This is a genomic window from Demequina lignilytica (genome assembly GCF_030418305.1).
Lineage (GTDB): Bacteria > Actinomycetota > Actinomycetes > Actinomycetales > Demequinaceae > Demequina > Demequina lignilytica.
In genome coordinates, this window is the sequence record NZ_JAUHPX010000001.1 from 557,841 (window position 1) to 573,308 (window position 15,468).

14 protein-coding genes are annotated in these 15,468 nt (G+C 72.9%); 9 read left to right on the forward strand and 5 right to left on the reverse strand.

Annotated features, from left to right (window positions below; genetic code table 11):
* Positions 1-12: 12 nt before the first annotated feature.
* Genes QQX10_RS02580 through QQX10_RS02595 form a run of 4 tightly spaced genes read right to left on the reverse strand, consistent with a single transcriptional unit; the run spans position 13 to position 6,840 of the window.
* Positions 13-3,438: a glycosyltransferase gene (locus QQX10_RS02580; protein ID WP_301120278.1), complete on the reverse strand. Its 3,426-nt coding sequence runs from the start codon at positions 3,436-3,438 to the stop codon at positions 13-15.
* A 35-nt stretch (positions 3,439-3,473) separates the two neighbouring features.
* Positions 3,474-4,310, reverse strand: a complete 837-nt coding sequence (locus QQX10_RS02585; protein WP_301120276.1) for a transglutaminase family protein — start codon at positions 4,308-4,310, stop codon at positions 3,474-3,476.
* On the reverse strand, positions 4,307-5,230 hold the full coding sequence (locus QQX10_RS02590) for an alpha-E domain-containing protein (RefSeq protein ID WP_301120274.1): 924 nt from the start codon (positions 5,228-5,230) through the stop codon (positions 4,307-4,309). The genes QQX10_RS02585 and QQX10_RS02590 overlap by 4 nt, the downstream gene beginning before the upstream one ends.
* Complete coding sequence (locus tag QQX10_RS02595) at positions 5,224-6,840, reverse strand: circularly permuted type 2 ATP-grasp protein (RefSeq protein WP_439710118.1); 1,617 nt, start codon at positions 6,838-6,840, stop codon at positions 5,224-5,226. The genes QQX10_RS02590 and QQX10_RS02595 overlap by 7 nt, the downstream gene beginning before the upstream one ends.
* A gap of 112 nt (positions 6,841-6,952) precedes the next feature.
* Between QQX10_RS02595 and QQX10_RS02600 the strand changes: the two genes are divergently transcribed.
* From QQX10_RS02600 to moaA, 9 genes are read left to right on the forward strand one after another with little or no spacing between them, the layout of a single operon-like run.
* Positions 6,953-7,573, forward strand: coding sequence for a PH domain-containing protein (locus QQX10_RS02600; RefSeq protein ID WP_301120272.1), 621 nt, complete (start codon positions 6,953-6,955; stop codon positions 7,571-7,573).
* Between the two features lie 38 nt (positions 7,574-7,611).
* Entirely contained in the window at positions 7,612-9,204 is a 1,593-nt protein-coding gene (locus tag QQX10_RS02605) for a helicase HerA-like domain-containing protein (protein ID WP_301120270.1), read from the forward strand.
* Between the two features lie 40 nt (positions 9,205-9,244).
* On the forward strand, positions 9,245-9,646 hold the full coding sequence (locus QQX10_RS02610) for a TOBE domain-containing protein (RefSeq protein ID WP_301120268.1): 402 nt from the start codon (positions 9,245-9,247) through the stop codon (positions 9,644-9,646).
* Entirely contained in the window at positions 9,643-10,413 is a 771-nt protein-coding gene (gene modA, locus QQX10_RS02615; protein ID WP_301120266.1) for a molybdate ABC transporter substrate-binding protein, read from the forward strand. Before QQX10_RS02610 ends, modA begins: the two co-directional genes overlap by 4 nt.
* Positions 10,410-11,174, forward strand: coding sequence for an ABC transporter permease (locus QQX10_RS02620; protein ID WP_301120264.1), 765 nt, complete (start codon positions 10,410-10,412; stop codon positions 11,172-11,174). Before modA ends, QQX10_RS02620 begins: the two co-directional genes overlap by 4 nt.
* Positions 11,171-12,229 (forward strand): sulfate/molybdate ABC transporter ATP-binding protein, encoded by a 1,059-nt coding sequence (locus QQX10_RS02625; protein ID WP_301120262.1) that lies wholly within the window; start codon positions 11,171-11,173, stop codon positions 12,227-12,229. Before QQX10_RS02620 ends, QQX10_RS02625 begins: the two co-directional genes overlap by 4 nt.
* 10 nt (positions 12,230-12,239) lie before the next feature.
* The gene (locus QQX10_RS02630) at positions 12,240-12,731 is read left to right on the forward strand and encodes a MogA/MoaB family molybdenum cofactor biosynthesis protein (protein WP_301120260.1); all 492 of its coding nucleotides are present in this window, start codon (positions 12,240-12,242) and stop codon (positions 12,729-12,731) included.
* Entirely contained in the window at positions 12,731-13,150 is a 420-nt protein-coding gene (locus QQX10_RS02635) for a molybdenum cofactor biosynthesis protein MoaE (RefSeq protein ID WP_301120258.1), read from the forward strand. The genes QQX10_RS02630 and QQX10_RS02635 overlap by 1 nt, the downstream gene beginning before the upstream one ends.
* Positions 13,147-14,142 (forward strand): GTP 3',8-cyclase MoaA, encoded by a 996-nt coding sequence (moaA, locus tag QQX10_RS02640; RefSeq protein ID WP_301120256.1) that lies wholly within the window; start codon positions 13,147-13,149, stop codon positions 14,140-14,142. Before QQX10_RS02635 ends, moaA begins: the two co-directional genes overlap by 4 nt.
* A 5-nt stretch (positions 14,143-14,147) precedes the next feature.
* Here moaA and QQX10_RS02645 read toward each other — a convergent pair whose 3' ends face one another.
* Positions 14,148-15,365 (reverse strand): mechanosensitive ion channel family protein, encoded by a 1,218-nt coding sequence (locus QQX10_RS02645; protein WP_301120254.1) that lies wholly within the window; start codon positions 15,363-15,365, stop codon positions 14,148-14,150.
* Positions 15,366-15,468: the final 103 nt, after the last annotated feature.

Here is a 15,468-nt window from a genome sequence, read left to right on the forward strand (position 1 = left end):
TCCGCGGGCCGGTCAGGGGAGCTCGGCGAGCACCTCGAGCCAGGCTCTCCGGGCCCCGAGCTCGGCGGGGATCTCCAGGCGGTAGGCACCGGGATCCCTGAGGAAGTCGCCCAGCTCCGGCAGCTCGAACAGCTGCGCCTTCTGGCGGAAGTACGCGCTGGCGCCCATCAGGTAGGCGGGCACCCCCATGAAGCTGGCGAAGAGCGCCGTGTGGTACGAGGAGGACAGCGCGAGATCCACGTCGAGCACGGGTCGCAGCGCGTCGGGAAGCCCCGCGCCGAACCGGTACTCCAGCGACGCCTTCGCGATGTCGATCACCTCGAAGCGGGAGAAGGGCATGTCCTCCGCCAGCGCCGCGACCGTGTCCAGCGTGTCCCGGACGTCGAGGCGCGGGTCGTCGTAGGCATGCAGGAGCAGGAGCTCGCAGCCGGGCAGCTCCTCCGCGACCTGGCGCAGGACGTCGCGCCACAGGTCGAGCGCCACGTCTCCCCCGGCGTAGTCCGAGGTGTTCATGTGGACGGCGACGCGCGTGGGGCCGTCGAGGCGCACGTGACCGTCACGGGCGCGCGCCCAGTCCTGGAAGGTCTCGGTCAGGTCGTCGAAGGTGAAGCGCACCGGCACGTCGAGCGCCTCCGTCGCGAGAGCATGCGAGACGTGGTCGCGCAGCCCGACGCTGACGATGCGGTGGTGGCGGGCGAGCTCCGTGAAGCCGGCGAGCGCCGGCTCGTCCACCTGCAGGCCCGAGAACAGGATCGGGGCGCCGCAGCCCGACGCGACCGCGTCGATGACCGGGAAGTGCTCGCCGCCCCAGCGGGCGTTGAGATAGCCGCCGCCGACCACGTGCACGAGCGTGCCACCGGCAGGCGCGGGGATCTCGACGAGGCCAGCGCCGCGGACGTCGACCGCGGTGGTCGAGACGAAGACGACGTCGTCGGCCGGGTACCAGGCCTCGAGCTCCGCGGAGCGCCCGGCGGGAAGCGCCGCGTACGCGGGCATCACCAACGTGGTGCGGCGGCCCGCGCGACCCGCCCAGTACGCGAGGATGTTCTTGGTCTGGAGGATGTCGCCGAAGTTCGAATGGCCGTTGGACCCCGTGTACACGACGACATCGGCGTCGCGCGCCGCCAGCCGCTCCGCCGCCTCGGGCGACGCGAACCAGCGCACGCCGAGCCGCGCCCACGCACCGGGCCCGGTCACGCGCGGGAGGTAGCCCGGCAGCCGCTCGAGCGTCCGGTCGAAGGCGGCGCGCGACGAGGTCTGCTCCAGGCGGGAGCGTGCCGCCGCGACGCGCGCGGCGACCTCGTCGGGCGCGTCGCGGAGCAGGTGGACGCGGTCGAGGTAGCCGGCGATGCCCTCCTCGGGATCGACCGGGAGCCCGGTGTTCGCGTCGAGCGCCTCCCCCACGCCGCCGACCAGCGGCGCGATCACCGGCAGGCCCGACGCCATGGCCTCCAGCATGACCATGGGCACACCCTCGTAGTCGGAGGTCATCAGGAGCGCGTCGTAGCGCTCCGGGTGGGCGCTCGGGAAGCCGTCCCGGTAGGCCTCTCCCCGCACCGCGACGCCGGCGAGCGCGCGGTCGAGGTGGTCCTGCCAGTCGGGATCCGAGCCCACCAGGGGCTCGCCGATGATGGTGATCTCGACGTCCGCGCCTTCCGCGGCGAGCGCCTCGGAGATGTCCGCGAGCCGGTCGAGTCGCTTCTGGAGGTCGAAGCGGCCGACCCACAGGAGGCGCAGGGTGCGTCCCGCCGGGGCGGCCATGCCCGCGCGGGCCTCCGCCGAGGGCGCGAGCGCCACCGTGTCGACCACCGTGTGCACGGTGAACAGCTCCCGCGGGATCCCCTGGGTCTCGACGACGTGGTCGACGAAGGCCTCGCTGTCCGTGAGGATCCCGGTGAAGCGGTCGAAGTAGTCGCGGGAGCGGTTGTAGAGGAAGGACCACTCCGAGCCGTCGTCGAAGCGGTCGACCACGAAGGTCTGGGCGTAGACGCGGCTGTGCCGGGCGATCTGGACGCCCCAGCGCTCCATCATCCAGAAGCCGCGCTCGGCATTGTTGATGTGGATGGTCTCCGGCCGGAGCTGCGCGCAGACCATCGCGAGCACCTGCTCGAGGAACTCGGGCCACAACCGGAAGCGGCCGAGCTCGACCACGGTCACGCCCTCGGGCAGCAGGTGGAGGTGCTCGGAGAGCTCCTCCTCCGTGGTGATGAGCGCGATGGAGGCGTCGGGCCGCAGCCGTCGCACCGCGTGGATGTGCTCGAGGAGCATCCGGTCGCCGCCGCTCGCCCGCACCCACAGCCCCACGAAGAGCACGTCGACGCGCTCGGGCAGCTCGTCGATCGCGGTCCAGTACGCGGCCCGGTCGGGCACGGATCGCTCGTCGTGGTCGGCGCCGTCCACGACGTAGGAGGCGAGATGGCGCTCGACGGGGGTGCGCAGCAGCGGCTGAAGACGATGCGCGTCCTGCCAGTCGGCGACCTCCTCGGGCGCCAGGGCGGCCAAGGGCGCCGGCACCGCCGCATCGTCCGCCGGCCGCACCACCCTCGCGGCCGCGCGTGCGGCCCGGCCGGCGAGGCCGACCGCGCGATCCACGACGGGCGATGCGCCGCGCACCGCGCCGATCACCGAGCGGGCTCCGCGCCCGGCCGGCGATGCGCCGACGAGCCGCGCGGCGAGCCGGGGTGCCTCGACCGCGGCCAGCTCCTTCGACCGGAGCAGGTCGTTGCGCGGCAGCAGCGATCCGCGATGCGCCTCGGCCAGCGAGGCGGACGTCCGCGACCAGTAGTAGAGGGACGTCCCCGGAACGGTGAGGTGCGGGACGCCCGCCGCGACGGTCTCGCAGTTCCAGGCCCAGTCCTCCGGGCCGAACCCCTCCCAGGGGCGGCACTCGCGGTACGGATGAGCCTCCCATACCTCGCGGTCCATGAGCGCGAAGGCGTCCCACGCGTTGCTCCAGGCGAGCGTGCCCGGCTGGAAGGCGGGCGAGTCGGTCCCGGTGAGGGGCCACACCTCGAGCCGCTCACCGAACCGGATGATGCGCTCGGGATGCACGATCGCGGGCTCACCCGCCGCCGCGAGGCGCGCGAGGCCCTCCGTGATCCACGCGGCGGACGGGAGGTTGTCCGCGTCGAGCACGCCCACCACCGGGGCGCTCGACGCCGCGATGCCGGAGTTGCGGGACAGCCCCAGGTCGCCGTGATCGACGTCGACCACCAGCGTGGCGGTCGCGAGCTCCAGAGCCCCCTCCGCCACCAGCGAGTCCACCTGCTCGACGGTGCGGCGGTCGGCGCGGTCGCGCACGATCACCACCTCGACGCCGATGCCGTGCTCATGGGCATGCGCGATCGCGCGCGCGAGACCCCGCACCGTCGGGATCATGAGCCGCCCCTCGCGATGGGTGGTCACGACGACGGCTGCGGCGGGCACGGGGGAGGTCACCGAAGAATGCTACCGGCGAGCCCGTCGACGTCGCCTCAGGCGGTCTGGGTGATCGCGACCTTCACGTCGAGCTCGGTGGTGCTGCCCGCCACCACGCCGGTCAGCGGCGGGATGTCCGTGTACTCCCGGGCGCGCGCGACGATCACGTGGTGGTCCCCCACCTCGCGATCGTTGGTCGGGTCGAAGCCGTACCAGTCCCCGGTCCACCACTCGACCCAGGCATGCGACTCCCCGACCACCGTCTCGCCGATGTCGGCGTCGCGCTTCGGGTGCAGGTAGCCCGACACGTAGCGCGCCGGGATCCCGATGGACCGCAGCGCGCCGATGGCCAGGTGGGCGAAGTCCTGGCAGACCCCCGAGCGCGCGTCCCAGGCCTCGAAGGCCGGGGTGTGCACGGTGGTCGCGCCGGGCACGTACTTCATCTCCTCGTGGAGGAAGTCGCAGATCGCGTGCGCCGCGCCGTCGGGGTCGAGGCGCCCGGCCGCGTCCTTCGCGAACGCCGCGAGCTCCTCGGTGGGCTCGACGGTGGGGCTCAGGCCGAGGTACTCGCTGAGCAGGTCCTGGAACCGCGGTCCGGCGAGCGTGTCCCACGACGCGCGGTCCTCGCGCGCCGGCTGCCCGGTCACCTCGACGATGCTCGAGCTGGACACCGTCAGGCTGTCGTGGGGCTGGAGCACCTCGAACACCGCGACCTCCGCCTCCCAGTAGTCGCGGTACGTCGACCGCCACGTGAGCGGGGAGATCTCGATCTTGGAGTCGAGGACGCGCTGACGCGGCAGCCACGCCGGCGTCAGCCGGGCCTCGTTGTACGAGGACACGATGGGAGTGGCGTAGCGGAAACGGGTCCGGTGCTCGATCTTCAGCGTGCTCACAGCGCCTCCTGGCTCCACAGCACGGTCGACGCCGGCAGGAAGTAGCGGTCTCGGATCAGGTCGGAGGCGGTGGCGCAGGCGCGCTGCACCTCCTGCATCTGCGCGGGAAGGTCGTCGAGGACCTCGCGCACGTCGCGGTACTCGAGGTTGGTGCGGGCGCGGCCCAGGGCGAGGCGGGCCCGGTCCGACAGCGCGCGCGAGTTCGACGCGCCCTCGATCAGCCCCAGCGTGTCCTCCGCCTTCTGGAGGCTGTAGGCGATCGAGCGCGGGAACAGGTGGTCCACCAGCAGGAACTCCGCGGCGCGCTCCTCGGTCACCAGCGCGCGCACGGTGCGCAGGTAGGCCTCGTGCGCGGAGCACGACCTCAGGAGCGTGGTCCAGTTGGGGCCGGTGGTGCCCTCGAAGTGACGGGTCATGAGGAGGCGCGCGATCATGTCGGCACGCTCGAGCGAGCGGCCCAGCTCCATGAAGTGCCAGGCGTCGTCGCGCGACGTGGTCGCAGAGTGGAGCCCCCACACCACCGCGGCCCGCTCGCGCGCCCACACGAAGTACTCGTGCGGACGGGCCGCGGCCGTCCAGCGGGGCAGCTGGTTGCGCGTGGTGTTGAGCGACTCCCACACCTCGGTGCTGATGACCTCGCGCGCCCGGCGCGCGTTCTCGCGCGCCGCCGCGAGCGTCCACGCGATGGACGACGACTGCTCGGGGTCGAACGCGAGGGTCGCCAGCACGTCGGGGCGCGACACGGGCGTCTCGAACACGCAGTTCATCACCGACAGCAGCGACGCGTTGGCGCTGGGCTCGTCGACCCACGGGTCCTCGAGCAGCACGTTGAGATGGACGTCGAGCAGGCGCGCGGTGTTGTCGGCGCGCTCGACGTAGCGCCCGATCCAGAAGAGCGACTCGGCGATGCGGCTCAGCATGATGCGCCCCCGTCCTCCGCCTGCTGCTGTTGCTGCTGCTGTTGCTGCTGCTGTTGCTGCTGGCCGTGCTCGATGTCGTCGGGGTGGGCCGCCTGCGGGACGGCGCCGATCCCGGCGAGCTCGACGCGGGACTCGGGCGGCGGCGACGCCTTGCCGCGCTGGCGCACCCCGCCGAGCACCCACGTGTCCTTCGAGCCGCCGCCCTGCGACGAGTTGACGATCAGCTGGCCACGCGCGAGCGCCACGCGGGTCAGGCCGCCCGGGAGCACCCAGACGTCGTCGCCGTCGTTGATCGCGAACGGCCGGAGGTCGACGTGACGGGGCTCGAGGCCGTCGTCCGTGAGCGTCGGCACGGTGGAGAGCTGGATGACCGGCTGGGCGATCCACCCGCGCGGGTCCTCGCGGATCTGGGAGCGGACCTGGTCGAGCTCCTCCTTCGAGGCCTTGGGGCCGATGATCACCCCCTTGCCGCCGGCGCCGTCGACGGGCTTCACCACCAGCTCGTCGAGGCGGTCCATGACCTCCTCGCGCGCGTCCGGCTCCTCGAGCCGCCAGGTGTCCACGTTGGGCAGGATCGGCTCCTCGCCCAGGTAGTAGCGGGTCAGCTCAGGCATGTACGTGTAGATCAGCTTGTCGTCGGCGACGCCGTTGCCGATCGCGTTGGCGATGGTGACGTTGCCCATGCGGGCGGCGTGGACGATGCCGGGGGCGCCGAGGGCGGAGTCCGGCCGGAAGGCCACGGGGTCCAGGTAGTCGTCGTCGACGCGGCGGTAGATGACGTCGACGCGCTTGCGCCCCGCGGTGGTGCGCATGTACACGCGGCCGTTGTGGGTCTCGAGGTCGCGCCCCTCGACCAGCTCGACGCCCATGGTGCGCGCGAGCAGGGAGTGCTCGTAGTAGGCCGAGTTGAAGACGCCGGGCGTCAGCACCACGATCGTCGGGTCGTCGACCCCGTCGGGCGCCGACTTCGCGAGCGCCGCGCGCAGCCGCTGCGAGTACTCGAGCACGGGGCGCACGCCCATCGCGCCGAACATGTCGGGGAACATCTGCGACATCGCGCGCCGGTTCGACAGCACGTAGCTCACGCCGGACGGGACGCGCACGTTGTCCTCGAGCACGCGCCAGATGCCGTGCTGGTCGCGCACCAGGTCGATGCCCGACACGTGCACGCGCACGCCGTTGGCCGGGTCGATGCCCGATGCGGCGCGGTAGAAGTACTGCGAGGTCGCGATCAGACGGCGCGGCACCAGGCCCTCGTTCACGCAGTGCTGCGACCCGTACACGTCCGCGAGGAACGCCTCCAGGGTCTTGACGCGCTGCGCGACGCCGGGCGAGATGATGTCCCACTCGTCGGCCCCGACCACGCGGGGCACGATGTCGAGCGGGAACGGCCGCTCCTCGCCCGCATGGTCGAAGGTCACGCCCTGCGCGAGGTACGTCGACGCGAGCGCCTCGGCCCGCGAGTAGAGATCGTCGCCCGAGAGGCGATCGATCTCGTCGTACACACGGGCGTAGGGCTCTCTGACCTTGCCCTCGATGTCCATGGCCTCGTCCCAGGCCTGGACAGGGGCGTATCCGGTCCACGGAGTTGGCGATTCCTTGCCGCTCATGGCCCCACCCTATCCGCGGCATGTTTCGTGTCCATGTGCGCGGCGTTTCACCGTCGCACGCCCCTCATCGCCCCCCTATGCCGCGGGCCGCACGCGCCGATACGCTCGGACCATGGCCTACCCGCGCAACCTGCTCTCCCCCGGCGAGACCGTCGTCATCGACAGCCACCCCCATTGGAAGGCGCTGCTCGGGCCCGTGATCATCGCGCTGCTGGCGGTGGCCGCGATGATCACCACGGTCGTGTGGACCGGGAACGCCGCGATGAGCGACACCGCCCGCACCACGATCCTGATCGTGGTGGCGGTGGTGCTCGGGATCATCGTCATCTGGTGGGCGCTGTCCCCGTTCATCCGCTGGTTCACCACCCACTTCGTGGTCACGGACCGCCGCGTGATCTACCGGTCGGGCGTCTTCACCAAGAGCGGCATCGACATCCCGATCGCGCGCATCGCTACGGTGCAGTTCCGCCACGGGATGATCGACCGGATGTTCCGCACCGGGAAGCTGATCGTCGAGTCGGCCTCGGACGACCCGCTGGAGTTCGACGACATCCCCGACGTCGAGAAGGTCCACGCGCGCCTGTACGAGATCATCATCGACACGATCGAGTCCGACGACGACCGGCGCGGCTCGCGCGAGACGCCGACCGCCCCGCCGGTCGCGCCGCCGGCGGCGCCTCAACGGCCGGCGACACCGCCGGCACCGCCGCAGGAGCCGGGCCCGACCGCCTGACCGCGCGCCGCGCATCGTCCCTGGTTAGCCTGAGGCGCATGGACGCCTCCTCCCCCGAGTACGCCGCGCTTGTCGCGGAGGGCTACACGTTCGACGGTCCCGCGATCACGCTGGGCGCGCTGGTCCAGGGCGAGGACGCGATCGAGAGCGCCCAGGTGCGTCTGCCGCTCGCGATGATGAACCGGCACGGGCTCATCGCGGGCGCCACCGGCACCGGCAAGACCCGGACGCTGCAGGGCATGGCGGAGGCGCTGTCGGACGCCGGCGTGCCCGTGTTCGTCACCGACATCAAGGGCGACCTGTCCGGCATGGCCCGCGAGGGCGAGCCGAAGGACTTCATCGCGACGCGCGCCGCCGACATCGGCCAGGAGTGGGAGCCGCGGGCGTACCCGATGGAGTTCTACGCGCTCGGCGCGCCCGACCTGAGCGCGGGGATCCCGCTCCGCACCACGGTGACGGACTTCGGGCCGCTGCTGATGGCGAAGGTGCTGGGGCTCACGGACATCCAGGAGTCCGCGCTCGGGCTGGTGTTCCACTGGGCCGACACCAACGGTCTGGCGCTGCTCGACCTCAAGGACCTGCGCGCCGTCATCCAGCACCTCACCTCCGACGAGGGCAAGGCGGAGCTGAAGGGGATCGGCGGGGTGTCCTCGCAGACGGCCGGCGTGCTGCTGCGCGAGATCGCCAACCTGCAGGCGCAGGGCGGCGACGAGTTCTTCGGCGAGCCCGCCTTCGACACCATGGACCTGCTGCGCACCACGCCGGAGGGCCGCGGCGTGATCTCGGCGCTCGAGCTGCCGGATCTGATCAGCAGGCCGCAGCTGTTCTCGACGTTCCTCATGTGGCTGCTCGCGGACCTGTTCGCGGATCTGCCGGAGGTGGGCGACGCGGACCGCCCGCGGCTGGTGTTCTTCTTCGACGAGGCGCACCTGCTGTTCGCGGACGCCTCCAAGGAGTTCCTCCAGCAGGTGGTCCAGACGGTGCGGCTGATCCGGTCGAAGGGGGTGGGCATCTTCTTCTGCACGCAGACCCCGAAGGACGTGCCGGCCGACGTGCTCGGGCAGCTCGGATCCCGCGTCCAGCACGCCCTGCGCGCGTTCACCCCCGACGACGCGAAGGCCATGAAGGCGACCGCGCGCACATTCCCGAACTCCCCGTACGACCTCGAGGAGGTGCTCACCACCATGGGCATCGGCGAGGCCGTGGTGACGGTGCTCTCCGACAGGGGCGCGCCGACCCCCGTGGCGTGGACGCGGCTGTGCGCGCCGCGCGGGCTGATGGATCCGGCTCCCGCGGGGGTGATCGCGGACACGGTGAAGGCGAGCACGCTGTCCGCACGGTACGGCCAGGACGTCGATCGCGAGAGCGCGCACGAGCTGCTGGCCGCCCGCGCGGAGAAGGCGGCCGCCGCGGCGGCCGAGAAGGAGGAGGCCGCCGGGCAGGGCGGGCAGCGAGACGATGCGCGGGCCGGGTCGGGATCGCCGTCCCGGTCGCGCTCCGGCTCGCGTGCGGAGAGGTCGGGCGTCGAGAAGGTGCTCGAGTCTGCGCCCGTGCGCGACTTCGCGCGCACCGCCGGCCGGGAGATCGGGCGGTCGGTGATGCGGTCCATCCTCGGAGTCCTCAAGCGCTGACCCTTGCCCGCGCCGCAGATGCGGCAGTAACGTCCGCATCATGCCGGATATGAGGATCTCCGAGGCGGCCGAGCTGCTTGGAGTGAGCGACGACACGGTGCGCCGCTGGGTGCAGGCGCAGGGCATTCCCACGTGGAAGGACGAGTCGAACCGGACGGTGATCCCGAGCCTCGCGGTCGCCCAGCTCGCCCGCGAGTCGCGGCGGGTGGCCGAGGACGCCGGAGTGCGCCGGTCCGCGCGCAACCAGTTCGTCGGCATCGTCACCGCCGTGACGGTCGACACCGTGATGGCGCAGGTGGAGATGCAGTGCGGGCCGCACCGCGTGGTGTCCCTCATGAGCGCGGAGGCGGTCCGCGAGCTGGGGCTCGAGCCCGGCTCCGTGGCGACCGCGGTGGTGAAGGCGACCACCGTCATCGTCGAGACGCCGGCGGCGAAGGCGTGAGGCGGGTCGCCGGGATCGTCGTCCTGGTGCTGCTCGTCGCGACCATCGGTGCGGTGCTGGCGGGCTCGTTCATCGACCGCGGCGAGGTGGGGCCGGCGCACGACGGCATCACGGTGTTCGCGGCGGCGTCGCTCACGGACGTGGTCGAGCAGGTGGTCGATGAGATCCACGCCGATCTGCCGTGGGCCGACATCACCGTGGCCTACGGGGGCTCGTCGGATCTGGCAGCGCAGATCCTCGAGGGCGCGCCGGCCACCATCTTCCTGTCCGCCGACGAGGCCCAGGGAGACGCCGTCGCCGACGGCTTGGGCCTGGACGAACCCGCCGCGTTCGCGACCAACACGCTCACCATCGTGGTCCCGGAGGGCAACCCGGCCGCGGTGGACGGTCTCGCGGACCTCGAGCGCGGGGACGTCACGAGCGTGATCTGCGCGCCGCAGGTCCCGTGCGGAGCCGCGACGGCGGAGCTCGCGTCCCTCGAGGGCCTGACGCTCTCCCCCGCGTCCGACGAGCAGTCGGTCACGGACGTGCTGAGCAAGGTCGCCGCAGGCCAGGCCGATGCGGGGGTGGTGTACGTGACCGACGTCGCGCGGGCGTCGGGCGTGGAGGAGGTGCCGATCGCGGGAGCGGAGCGCGTGGTGAACACGTACGTCGCGGTCGCGATCCCCGGCGACCACGATCCCTCCCTCGCCGCGCGGTTCTGGGACGACCTCGTGGGCGCCCCCGGGCGGGCGATCCTCGCGGACGCCGGGTTCGGGCTGCCGTGACGGGTCCGCGCTGGCTCGCGCCCCTCGCCGTGCTCGGCGGGCTGCTGGTGCTGCTGCCCCTCGTGGGTCTCGCCTCGCGGGTGCCCTGGGAGGACTTCTGGTCGCTGGTGGCGTCGGACGCGTCCCTGACCGCGCTCGGGCTCTCGCTGCGCACCGCCGCGGTCGCGACCGCGCTCGTGGTCGCGCTCGGGGTGCCGCTCGGATTCGCGCTGCACCGCCTGCGAGGGCCCGTGCGTGGACTGGTGCGTGCGGTGGTGCTCGCGCCCCTGGTGCTGCCCCCCGTGGTCGGCGGCCTCGCGCTGCTGTACGCGTTCGGGCGTCGCGGCCTTCTGGGCGAGCAGCTCGGCGGGGCGATCGCGTTCTCGACGGTCGCAGTGGTGATCGCGCAGACGTTCGTGGCGATGCCCTTCATGGTCGTGAGCGTGGAGTCGGCGCTCGATGCGCGGTCGGGGCGTCACGAGGCGATGGCCGCCACGCTCGGGGCCTCACGCACCCGGACGCTGCTGGCGGTCACGCTGCCCGCTTTGGGGCCGGCGCTCGCGACGGGCGCGGTGCTGGCCTTCGCCCGGGCGCTCGGGGAGTTCGGCGCCACGCTGACCTTCGCCGGCTCGCTCGCCGGCGTGACCCGCACCGCGCCGCTCGAGATCTACCTCGCGCGGGAGACCGACCCGGCCGCGGCCGCGGCCCTGTCCCTGGTGCTCGTAGCCGTGGCGATAGCCGTGGTCGCCCTCGCCTACCGGCCGCTGAGGGGCTCACGATGAGCGGGCTCGACGCGCGTGTGGCCATCGCCTCCCGTGGGGTCGACGTGCGGCTCGGCGTCGCCACCGGACGCACCCTGGTCCTGCTGGGCCCGAACGGATCGGGCAAGTCCACGCTGCTCGAAGGGATCGCGGGGATCCTGCCCGGCGCCGTGGGCGAGGTCCGGCTCGACGGGGCGGCGCTGGGCGAGGCCCGCACCCGCGGGGTCGGACTGCTGTCGCAGGACGATGCGCTGTTCCCCACGATGAGCGTCCTGGGCAACGTGGCCTTCGGGCCGCGCGCCCGCGGCGCGGCCCGCCTCGAGGCCGACGCGGTCGCGCGACGCTGGCTCGACCGCGTCGGGCTCGCGGGGCTCGAGGACCGCCGGCCCGGCGCGCTCTCGGGCGGTCAGGCGCGTCGCGTCGCGATCGCTCGGGCGCTCGCCGCGGATCCGCGCGTGCTGCTCCTGGACGAGCCGTTCGCCGGCCTCGACGTGCCCGCCGCGAGCGGCGTCCGCGCGCTTGTCGCCGAGCTGCTGCGGGAGCGCACCGCGATCATCGCGACCCACGAGGTGCTGGACGCCTACGCCTTCGCCGACGACGTCGCCGTGATGGACGCGGGTCGCGTGGTCGAGCACGGAACGGCCTCCGAGGTGCTGTCGCGACCGCGGACGCCGTTCGCGGCCCGCATGGCGGCGAGGGTGCTGCTCACCGGCGAGATGCGGGGCGGGACACTCGCCCTCGGCGGCGGGATACGCCTGCCGGTCACGGGCGGACCGGGCGCCGGCGAGGTGGCGGCGGTCGCCGTGCGGCCCGCCCAGGTCGTCGTGGGCGGCGCGGCGGATCCGCGTCTGACCTGGGTGGACGATGCGGTGGTCACCGTCGAGCCGCGCGGTGACGAGCTCCGCGTCACCGGACGGGTGGCCGCGGCGGACGTCGACGTGTCCCGCGCGGGCGAGCTCGTGGTCGGCGGACCGGTGAGGTTCGGGCTCCCGCACGGGCTGGACGCCTACCCGCTCACCGCTCCCGAGCCGCGCGCGCCAGGCGACGGCAACCCCGACGAAACACCCGCTTCGTAGACTCGGGTCCATGTCCCCGGATCTCGCCGGCGTCCCCGCGCACGTGATCACCGTCTCCGATCGGAGCGCGGCGGGCGCACGTCCGGACGCATCGGGCCCGATCCTCGTCCAGGCCCTGATGACGCTCGGCGCGCAGGTGACCGCGCGCATCGTGCCGGACGGGATCGACAGCGTGAGGGGCGCGATCCGGGCGGCGGTCGAGGCCGGCGCCCGCGCCGTGGTGACCACGGGCGGCACCGGGCTCGCCCCGCGCGACCTCACGCCGGAGGCGACGGCGCCGCTTCTTGCCCGACCGCTGCCCGGGGTGGCCGAGCGCCTGCGCGCGGTCGACGCCGAGGCCGTGCCGACCGCGGCGCTGTCGCGCGGGCTCGCGGGGGTGACCGAGGAGGGCGTCGTGGTCGTCAACGTCGCGGGCTCGACGGGCGCGGCCCGATCGGCCGCCGTGGTGCTCGGGGCCGTGCTCCCCCACGCGCTCGCCCAGCTGGCGGGAGGGGACCACTGATGCCCGCGCTTGCGGCGGTCACCGCATCGTCCCTGTCGCTCGACGCGCATGTCGCGGCGGTCTCCTCGCCGCGCCACGGCGCGGTGGCGACGTTCGTCGGCATGGTGCGCGATCACGACCCCAGCGTTGTGGGTGAGGTGACTCACTTGGAATATTCGGCGCATCCGGATGCGGAGGCGGTGCTGGCGCGGATCGTCGCCGAGGTGGAGGACGCGTACGGCGCGGTGCTCGCCGTCACGCACCGGGTCGGGCTGCTCGGCGTGGGCGACGTCGCGATCGTCGGTGCCGCCGGCGCCGGGCACCGCGCGCAGGCCTTCGAGGCGTGCCGCGAGGCAGTGGAGCGAGTGAAGGCGGAGGTGCCGATCTGGAAGCGCGAGATCCTGGCGGACGGCAGCCACACGTGGGTGGGTCTGCGATGAGCGGGCTTGTCGACGGCTTCGGGCGCGTGCACCGCGACCTGCGGATCTCGCTGACCGACCGCTGCTCCCTGCGGTGCACGTACTGCATGCCCGCCGACGGGGTGCCGTGGCTGCAGAAGGACTCGCTGCTCAGCACCGAGGAGCTGGTGAGGCTCGCGTCGGTGGCGGTCGGGCTCGGCGTGACCGAGATCCGCCTGACCGGCGGGGAGCCGCTGCTGCGCCCGGACGTGGTCGACGTGGTCGGGCGGCTGGCGTCGCTGACGGGACCCGCCGGGCCGGTGGAGCTGTCCCTCACCACGAACGCCCTGCGGCTGCCCGCGCTGGCCGCGCCGCTGGTCGACGCCGGCCTGCGCCGCGTGAACATCTCGCTCGACACCCTGCGTCGCGATCGCTTCCTCGAGCTGACGCGGCGCGACCGGCTCGTCGACACGCTCGCGGGCATCGCGGCGGCCGACGCCGCCGGCCTGTCCCCGATCAAGATCAACGCCGTCGCGATGCGGGGGGTGAACGACGACGAGATCGTCGACCTCACCGCCTACGCCGCCGACCGCGGCTATCAGATGCGGTTCATCGAGCAGATGCCCCTCGACGCGGGCCACACGTGGGACCGCGCGTCGATGGTGACGCGTGAGGAGATCCTCGACGCCCTCGGCGACCGGTGGTCGCTCTCCCCCGCAGACGCCGATCCTCACGCGCCCGCCCGCCTGTTCTCGCTCGACGGCGGGCCCGCGACGGTCGGCGTGATCGCGTCGGTGACGCGACCGTTCTGCGGGACCTGCGACCGCATCCGCCTCACGGCCGACGGGCAGATCCGTAACTGCCTGTTCGCGCGCGAGGAGTCGGACCTGCGGGCGCTGCTGCGGTCCGGGGCGGACGATGCGGCGCTGGCCGACGCCATGCAGGCCGCGCTGCGGCTCAAGAAGGCCGGGCATGGGATCGACGACCCCGGCTTCCTCCAGCCGGACCGCCCGATGAGCGCGATCGGCGGCTAGCGGCCTCAGGTTCTCGCCGCGGCCTCGTCCGTCGCCGGCTCGACCACCGCATCGTCCCCGCCCCGCGTCTCCCTCGGCGTGCCGTGGGTGAACTGGCTGGCCCGCTCCTCGGCGGAGGCGCTGCCGGTGAACAGGCCGGACTCCCCCGCCTGCTCCGCGGCCTGCCGGGCGCCTCGGCGACCGGGACGACCGGCCGCCTGCTCCGTGACCAGGACGCGCTGGGCGGGGGCAGCGTCGGGCATCACGCTCTGGATCCAGAGGACCATCGCCTCGCGCACGAAGCACCGCAGGTCGTACAGGGTGGGCGCGTCGTGGGCGGTGACCAGGATGCGGACGCGGACGTAGCCCTGGGTGGCCTCCGTGACCTGCAGGACGGACGCGCGGCCGTCGTAGAGGGGCGTCTCCGTCAGGACCTGCTCGAGGTGCTCGCGCATCCGCTGCGGGGACACGCGCCAGTCCAGGTCGAACTCGACGGAGCCGAGCAGCTCGGAGCCCTGGCGGGTCCAGTTCTCGTACGGCGTGGTGGTGAAGTAGGTGCAGGGCAGGACCAGGCGGCGGTCGTCCCACAGGTCGAGCACCACATAGCTCAGGGTGATCTCGCCCACGCGACCCCACTCGCCCTGGGCCACGATCACGTCGTCGACACGCAGCGCGTCGCTGAAGACCAGCTGGATCCCCGCGAACATGTTGCCCAGCACCGACTGCGCCGCGAGGCCCGCGACGATCGAGGCGATGCCCGCGGACGCGAGGACGCTCGCCCCGAGCGCGCGCACCTCGTCGAACGTGAAGAGCGACGCTCCGACCGCGATGACGACGATCAGGGCGATCGCGAGGCGCTTGACGATCAGGGTCTGGGTGCGCAGCCGCCGGGCGAGACGGTTGTCGGGCACGTCGATCCGGTTGTGCTCGAGCGCCAGATCGGCGAGGAAGCGCACGAAGCCGATGAGCAGCCACGCGAGGGTGGCGATCACCGCGATGGTGAAGATCCGCATGACGGCGGCCCACCAGTCGATGCCCTGGAGCGGCGCGCGCACCCCGATCCACAGGCCGAGCAGGATGCTCAGCATCCAGAAGGGTCGACGCGCATGGACCATCAGGGAGCGCGCCCAGGCCGTGCGCTTGGCGATGAGGCGCATGACGGTCTCGACCGCGAGGGCGACGAGCACCGCCACTCCCAGCCCGACGCCCGCGGCGACTCCGAATCCGAACCAGTCCTCGAGCATGTCTCTCCTCTCGGGGTGGAGGTGGGATCTCGACCGTACGTGAGGGGTGTTTCAGGCGTGTGACCGCCGGCCACCGCGACCGATGTCCCCAGGCACGATCGGA